This is a genomic window from Paenibacillus sp. 32O-W, assembly GCF_007679495.1.
Classification (GTDB): domain Bacteria; phylum Bacillota; class Bacilli; order Paenibacillales; family NBRC-103111; genus Paenibacillus_L; species Paenibacillus_L residui.
Window position 1 is genome coordinate 1 of record NZ_VEGP01000120.1, and the last position, 6,646, is coordinate 6,646.

8 protein-coding genes and 1 pseudogene are annotated in these 6,646 nt (G+C 48.1%); 2 read left to right on the forward strand and 7 right to left on the reverse strand.

Translation table 11 applies throughout. The features are described 5' to 3' along the window. The first annotated feature begins 95 nt into the window (after positions 1-95). Positions 96-266 (forward strand): hypothetical protein, encoded by a 171-nt coding sequence (locus tag FS806_RS24685; RefSeq protein ID WP_260982253.1) that lies wholly within the window; start codon positions 96-98, stop codon positions 264-266. Between the two features lie 62 nt (positions 267-328). Here FS806_RS24685 and FS806_RS24690 read toward each other — a convergent pair whose 3' ends face one another. Both FS806_RS24690 and FS806_RS24695 read right to left on the reverse strand, forming a co-directional pair. Next, positions 329-625, reverse strand: coding sequence for a YdeI/OmpD-associated family protein (locus tag FS806_RS24690; protein WP_144941950.1), 297 nt, complete (start codon positions 623-625; stop codon positions 329-331). A gap of 42 nt (positions 626-667) precedes the next feature. Continuing rightward, entirely contained in the window at positions 668-1,216 is a 549-nt protein-coding gene (locus tag FS806_RS24695) for a GrpB family protein (RefSeq protein ID WP_144941952.1), read from the reverse strand. A 71-nt stretch (positions 1,217-1,287) separates the two neighbouring features. Between FS806_RS24695 and FS806_RS26930 the strand changes: the two genes are divergently transcribed. Continuing rightward, positions 1,288-1,410, forward strand: a complete 123-nt coding sequence (locus tag FS806_RS26930; protein WP_260982252.1) for a hypothetical protein — start codon at positions 1,288-1,290, stop codon at positions 1,408-1,410. 21 nt (positions 1,411-1,431) lie between these two features. Here the strand turns inward: FS806_RS26930 and FS806_RS24700 are convergent, their stop codons facing one another. The 5 genes and pseudogenes from FS806_RS24700 to FS806_RS24720 form a co-directional block, all read right to left on the reverse strand. Further along, positions 1,432-1,992 (reverse strand): riboflavin biosynthesis intermediates N-glycosidase, encoded by a 561-nt coding sequence (locus FS806_RS24700; protein WP_144941954.1) that lies wholly within the window; start codon positions 1,990-1,992, stop codon positions 1,432-1,434. Further along, entirely contained in the window at positions 1,992-2,888 is an 897-nt protein-coding gene (locus FS806_RS24705) for an NUDIX hydrolase (RefSeq protein ID WP_144941956.1), read from the reverse strand. The genes FS806_RS24700 and FS806_RS24705 overlap by 1 nt, the downstream gene beginning before the upstream one ends. 25 nt (positions 2,889-2,913) lie before the next feature. After that, positions 2,914-3,916, reverse strand: a pseudogene (locus FS806_RS24710) (AAA family ATPase). Next, complete coding sequence (pnuC, locus tag FS806_RS24715; RefSeq protein WP_144941958.1) at positions 3,913-4,590, reverse strand: nicotinamide riboside transporter PnuC; 678 nt, start codon at positions 4,588-4,590, stop codon at positions 3,913-3,915. The pseudogene FS806_RS24710 and the gene pnuC overlap by 4 nt, the downstream one beginning before the upstream one ends. A gap of 406 nt (positions 4,591-4,996) precedes the next feature. Continuing rightward, complete coding sequence (locus tag FS806_RS24720) at positions 4,997-6,100, reverse strand: hypothetical protein (protein ID WP_144941960.1); 1,104 nt, start codon at positions 6,098-6,100, stop codon at positions 4,997-4,999. Positions 6,101-6,646 lie beyond the last annotated feature (546 nt).

Genomic DNA, 6,646 nt, shown 5'->3' on the forward strand with positions numbered 1-6,646 from the left:
CCTCCACTTTTTTACAGTCCGCGAGGCAGATCCACTATATTCAGTGTTTGATATTACGGGCTTTCGAAATTTAGGTTGAATTCTATCGTTCCAACCTGGACCAGGCTCAATTGTCGGGTACCAGGCTGAACGGAATCGACTTAAGCGATTGTCAGTTCAATGGGTTAGGCGTGGGGGTGGAAGATTTGCAAGGCTGTATCATTACCCGTGAACAAGCCTACCTATTTGCATCATTGTTCGGACTCATTGTTAAGGAGGATTCTTGAACGCCAGCATTGGCGAATCTGGGCTGAGGAGAATGTCAGCCTCGCCGGGATATCTTCTTCGATTATCTTCTTCGATAGAGATCCATACTCTTATACCCGGCAGCCAGAACCGCCTTCATTTCTGCACGCCGCTTTACTTTTGTTTCCTCCTGTACCGCACTATACACATATCGGGCCCAGTCCTTGCGATACCCCGGTGTGAGCGATTGATAAAAGGCAAGCAAGTCCGGGCTATCCTGCAAATCTTGCTCTATATGCGGAATCATGGCAAGATAATCGTCGACGCTTTGACTAGGTTTGGAGGAGGTGCGATTTTTATTTCGTTCATCCGCTTTTAAACCGACAACACTACCTCCCATTCGATTAAAAGTGGAAAGGAAAGGCACGTCTGTTCATTACAATTAGTCCCATACATCTTGAAGAGGAAGTCCTCGTTCTGTTCGTGCCAGGTCAACAACACGTTGGATAAAGGCAGTTTTTGCTCGTGTATAGCCCTCAGAATCTGAATGATACTGTTCAGCCAATACACGTTTAAGCTCACCGTACTCCTGGACTAAATCAGGATGAGCCCGGAGGTAGTCGCGAAATAGCAGTTCATTTCTTTCATAAAATCCTTCGATCGGCAGGATATGCAAATGATGCGTACGAGTCCCTGCGAGCTCTCTTACAAATAAATGACGCCCGGTCATGCCTGTTTCAATATAGCGGTAACCCAAATGGTTAAGCAAGTCCTCATAGACCGTTTCTTTAAGCAAAGTGTCCACGGCCGCAAACATATCGATGATTGGTTTTGCGTCTTGATGGGGTATAGAAGTACTGCCGATATGTTCAAGGGTAGCGGTGTGAGGGGCCAATATTTCAAGCAACCGGTCCTTCTCTTTCTCAAATTGCTGAGGCCATTCAGTGCTGTAAGGAACTACTTTGACTACATAATGATTTTGGTCGGACATTGTTTCTCCCCCTTTTTCAGTGATATCAAGTGCAAAAGAATGTTTTGATAAAGTATCATCTGATTATTGTCTTGTCAATCATTCGGGAGCGATCAGATGGCTGTTACCTCCGAATAGCTCTGCGCCGCGGCAAAATCCAACCGGCACCCATCATATTAATAGAAGCCCTGCTGCTGGATCCGCAAGGCTCCTGAGCCATTTTCTTTCGATCCATGTCATTCCCCTTCTTTCGAAAATAACTCGTCGCGCGCTTCGGTCAGTGCGAAGCCCAGCAGGTTACGCCCCCGCCATTTCATTGGATTCTCCGCGTCCGGGTTGGATGGCCCCATCCCTATTCCCCAGATACGGTCTCGCGGACTGGCCTCTACCAAAATGCGGTTTTGCGTCGATCTTAGAAAATTGCCAAGCTGGGGATTCTGCGAAAACTTCGCCAAGCAGCCCTGCTTGACTATCGCGTAGCATTGGCTGTCCCAGACGGCCTTGTCGAAGTTTCTTACCGCACGCCCGAAGGCTTTCATCTCCTTCGGATGCTTGGCCTGCAGGATGGCGGCCAACATCTCGTCATCCCGGAATAGCCGTGCCTTCTCCGCCATCATGTACTGCTCGGCACAGGAGTACTCTGTTCCCTCCACGACGAACGGGCTCATCCACCATTGGCTTAAGCAGCTTTTATCTATGCTTCCGTCTCTCGACGGCGTATGGCCCCAGAACAACAGAAACTTAAATTTTTGCCCTGCAAGATAAGCATTTCGTAAATCCTCGATATTGTATATCATTATAATTCCTCCAGTCTTCTTCGGTACAAGCGGGATGGACGGTGGCCCGCATTCTCGGTATAGTGATCCGTTTCCGTTACGAGATCGGCCACTTTGCGCCGGAAGGCGGCTTTCAGCAGCTCCTTATCCAAAATTACCTCATATACCTGCTGCAGCTCCGTTAACGTAAACAGCTTCGGCATCAGGTGAAGCGCAATATCCGTATAATTCACCTTGCCCCGCAACCGCTCGATGGCATAAGCAATAATCTTCGCATGGTCGAAAGCCAACCCATCGTTGGAGACGATGGTGTAAGACGTTGCGGTCGAGGTTTCCGTTGCCGTCACCGTACGTTCCACTACGGCAGTCAGCTCCCCGTGATCGGAGCTCAACCTGAGCTCGTACTGCAGCGCTTTGACATATCCGCCCTCGATCAGCTCCTTGCGCTCGCGCAGAAGCCGATAGGACACCTTGAACCAGGCCGCGCCGACAGCGTCATCCCCCGCCTTCAACTGCACTTGGCCGCTGTTGATTAGCGACATATAGCTGCAGCTCATGACCCAAGTCCGGGGATCCCGTCCGACATCACTGAACGTATATAACTGCTCCAGATATACGTTATCTACGCCGGTTTCCTCGTACAATTCCCTCGCCGCAGCCTGTTCCGTCGTCTCGTTGGACCGGACGAAGCCGCCCGGAAGCGCCCATTTGCCCAAGAAAGGATGCGCTCCCCGCTGAATAAGCAGAACCCTCAGCTCCTTCTCCGGGAGCTTGCGGTAATTGTTCTCCTCGGCCTCCGTAACGGTGAACATGACCATGTCCACCGCCACCGAGGGACGCTCGTAATCCCCCGCCCGATACCGTTCCAGAAATTCCCGTTCCGTCAATCCGTTGCCGTCGCGATCCAGAATATCCATCAGCCTCATCCTCCGTTTTCAGCTATTAACGTTCTCCGAAATGATTGTCGTATGGCTTGAACCGTGCCAATACTTCATCTACCTTCCGCATCCGTTCCTCCAGGCTCCCCCTCAACGTAATGAAGGGAATTCGGCGCTCCTTCAAATCGGCGATAATCTGTTTATGGAAAATATGCCGTTTCTGGTCCCCGCTGCGATCCCACGTATCCTCATAAGGAATATCGTCGTCGCATAGGAAAAACAAATCGTATCTCTGCGCATTTTCCAGTGCCATTCGGGTTAACAACTCCGGCGCCCGGCCATGATAGTCCATTGCAAACATGTAAGTGGTAATCGCGTTCGTGTCGACGAACAGATACCGGTTTGCTTCAAGCAGCGCCTTCTCTTCCCTCTCGATATGCCCGACTGCGATCTCATCGAAAGCCTCCAGCCGAATTCTTCGGTCCACTTGGTGCTCGGTCCAGTAATCCCGTCCGTACTCGCTTGCGAATGTTGTCCGGTACCGCCGTGCCAAAGCTTCCGTTATCGTCGATTTACCGGTCGACATCGCACCCATGAATACGACTTTCGCAATTAAGTCTCAGTACACAACATCGCTGATATATTCCCGGTACTTATAAGGATCGGACCGAATCATCGTCGCCGAGATCGGAACCCGATTGCGGTCTTCATCTACCCGCCTATCCATTGCGTCCAAAGCAAGGCTCATATGCTTTCCATAAAATTCACTGGAGTAAAAATGCGTCACCCGCTCACCCTTCAGCAAACCGAGAATGTACTGCTCTTGCCGGATTTCATGCTCCCGGTCATTGGAATATCCGTCCGGACCGTCCCAGGCTTCGATAACCCTGACCGCCGGATACAGCTTGCGAATCCAGCTCGCCCGAATATGCAGCGGAATCGTCATCACGTCCGTTTCATAGATGACAACGATCAATTCGTCCACCTCTTGCAGGGCCGTTTCTATCATGAACTGGTCCTTTATGCAGCGGCGCAAACTTTCCCAAAGTCAATCCCAGCTTTTTCATAGCAGTACCTCCTTAGCCCCTCTGTTCCAGGTGTAGTAATCGTAGACCGCATTGACCAGATACGCGCTCCACATGATGATCATCAATACGCCGTCCGGGCTTCCGTCCAGAGTTCTAATCACCCACAGCAGCACCGTGAAAATATTCAGGACAATATAGACCAGCCACTGCTCCTTAAACCTTCTGACCATCAAAACCGTCGCCACAATCGATAACAACGTCGTAAGGGCATCGATATAGGGCGAATTCTGCGACGGAATGAACGACAGTCCGAAACCGAGCGACAGGCTGCCTAATGCGCAAACGGCCGCTACGAGGAACAAACCTCTCCGATCCATCTGCCTCATGGCCAGCTTGCCGCCATGGCGATGCTTCTTCCACATGATGAAGCCGATCGCATTCATGGGGACGAAGAAGAGCAGATTCAGCATAACCTCCCCGAACAATCCGTTGACGTAAGCCAAATATGCGTAACCAAATGTATTATACATACCGAAAACATAGGTCATCAGGTTGCCTTTGGCCGCAAGGACCACGCACAATACTCCCGTAAGGAAGACCGTGAATCCGAACAAAGTATCCTTCATAATTACCGTCAGTACGATAGCAATCCCGGAGAACAGGCCCAGCCAAGCTATTTCGTATAAGTTCCAACCGCCCCAAGTTTTCTTCATGAGTATCCCCTCCGGCTCTCCTTGGTATTCATCTGATAATAACAAATTGATAATATCAAAATTAACAGAAGAGCGCTCCGCCAACAAGTGACTTTTTGCCTATTTTATTGGTTAGAGGGGGGTGTAATAAAGGAAATCCCTTGTCTTTGACGCAAAGACAAGGGATTCGAAGGGCTACTATGGGAAATATATGGCCCGCAACCCGCCAATTCCGGGCGACTTTTTGCTTAAGTAACGTTACAACGAATGCCCTTAGTTAAGCATCTCTAATAGTTTTCCTAGAACGGCTTCCGGGTGGGACCAATGAATATAATGCTCGTTAGTAGGTAATGTCTCCCGATGACTCCGAGAAGACCAATGTAATAGCTATTTCTGTACACTTATGGCAAGTTTTATATAAGCGCCTCTACCAAAACCTTCGCAAAATCCGAAAGATGATAAAGAGAATTCCGTTGTAGCATGCAAGTATAAAACCACCAACGACAATCGCTTCCAGCATCCCGTCCGGAGCGGTTTGAAATAACTTTAAATATACCCAGCCAGTCAACTGTGCCATTAAGAGAAGCCCCACATCCCTTAACGAACGATACCATTTCACCTGTTCACGCCAATATGCCCCGACAACCAAAAGAAGTACAAAGTTGAACCCGCCTACCCAATAAGCAGGGGAGTCTTCACTGAACATGCCATCATCCAACGGCCAAGAGGGCATCCATCGAATCGCGATCAGCAAATTGCCGATTAGCATCGCCAGCAGAATTAAGTTAAACACTTTCTTGTCACGCATCAATTCCTTGCTCCGCTTTCTCGCCCTCATCTCCGAACTAAGCCATAGCTTTAAGCTATTAAACCGATGGCTGCCGATTCTCGGCGAGCTTGTATCGCTATCATAGGGCACTTTAGGCAATTCATCGTATCCTGTCAGGTAATCATCTACCTGAACTATACTGACATTTGCCCCCGTACTATAGACGGGAATCCCCTTTTGTTTGAACCGTTGAACCCATTCTTCCAGTTTCTCAGGGTCTTCCAAGCCGAACAAGGAATAATCGGTATGGCCTTGTTCGTTAGTCCATTTCATAATAATCTTGGCCCCAACCACGTGATAACCCAGCCTATTCGACCCTCTGGATTGGTAACGAATTGTCCTGCCGATCAACACTTCCTGTATTTGATCAAAAGTAACTAGATGCTCCCATTCTTCCCCTGTTTTTATTTTCTTCAGATAAGTATAATAACCATCCTCTTGCAGCTCGCATTTGAGGACAATTTCCGTATACATCTTATTGGAATTGCGAACCAGCCGAACCGCCCAAGTCATGAACCCGCCAAAGGCTAAGCAAACGGCCGCTACAAACCAATGTTGCCCGAAGAGAAATAGGATTCCTAAGCCATATGCTGCAAATCCGACCAAAAAAAACAACCCCAGGAAGGCAGCATTAACAATCTTCGCCCATGTCGGTATAGCGTTGGAGTATTTCAAATCTTCCTTCTCACGCATCTCAATCAAAGCCGGTTCCTCCCATTCCATCATTCTATATGTACTACACTTGATCCTTAATATTTTTTTAATTCTGGAATTCGATATTTCTGTGACATAATACGTTGTTAAAGAAATTTCGATTCAATAAAAAAAGCTTCTAAACGAAGCTTCTTCGAAGACGAATAACCCGGTTTTAAAGGTAGCTTTTTATGCCATTTAGAAAGTTGTTCCATTTTAATGCTTTAATGAACTTAAACTTTCTAATGTGGTAAAAAAAGCTTCTAACGAAGCCTTATTAAATATCCCACAAACTTTAGTCGCCGGATGGTTCAAGTCTCCGCCAAGCGATGAGTAATACTAAGTAATATTTTATAATATTCAATATTACTCATCAGTTACACTCGATCAACCTGCCAAGGACTCACTGAACATCAGAAGTGAACCTCCCCCACTTATTTCGCTATGGCGAGTTGAAGTCGGGGCTTCTTACCACGGACAACTTCATGTACCTATTGTAGATAGGGATTTGCCCCATCTACTCCATATCCAAGTACGGGGTATCTGTGAAGTTGG

Excerpts from the sequence above, each read along its gene's own strand:
- FS806_RS24700 (WP_144941954.1), bottom strand. The coding sequence starts at position 1,992 with ATGATATACAATATCGAGGATTTACGAAATGCTTATCTTGCAGGGCAA.
- FS806_RS24690 (WP_144941950.1), bottom strand. The coding sequence starts at position 625 with ATGGGAGGTAGTGTTGTCGGTTTAAAAGCGGATGAACGAAATAAAAAT.
- pnuC (WP_144941958.1), bottom strand. The coding sequence starts at position 4,590 with ATGAAGAAAACTTGGGGCGGTTGGAACTTATACGAAATAGCTTGGCTG.
- FS806_RS24695 (WP_144941952.1), bottom strand. The coding sequence starts at position 1,216 with ATGTCCGACCAAAATCATTATGTAGTCAAAGTAGTTCCTTACAGCACT.
- FS806_RS24705 (WP_144941956.1), bottom strand. The coding sequence starts at position 2,888 with ATGGATATTCTGGATCGCGACGGCAACGGATTGACGGAACGGGAATTT.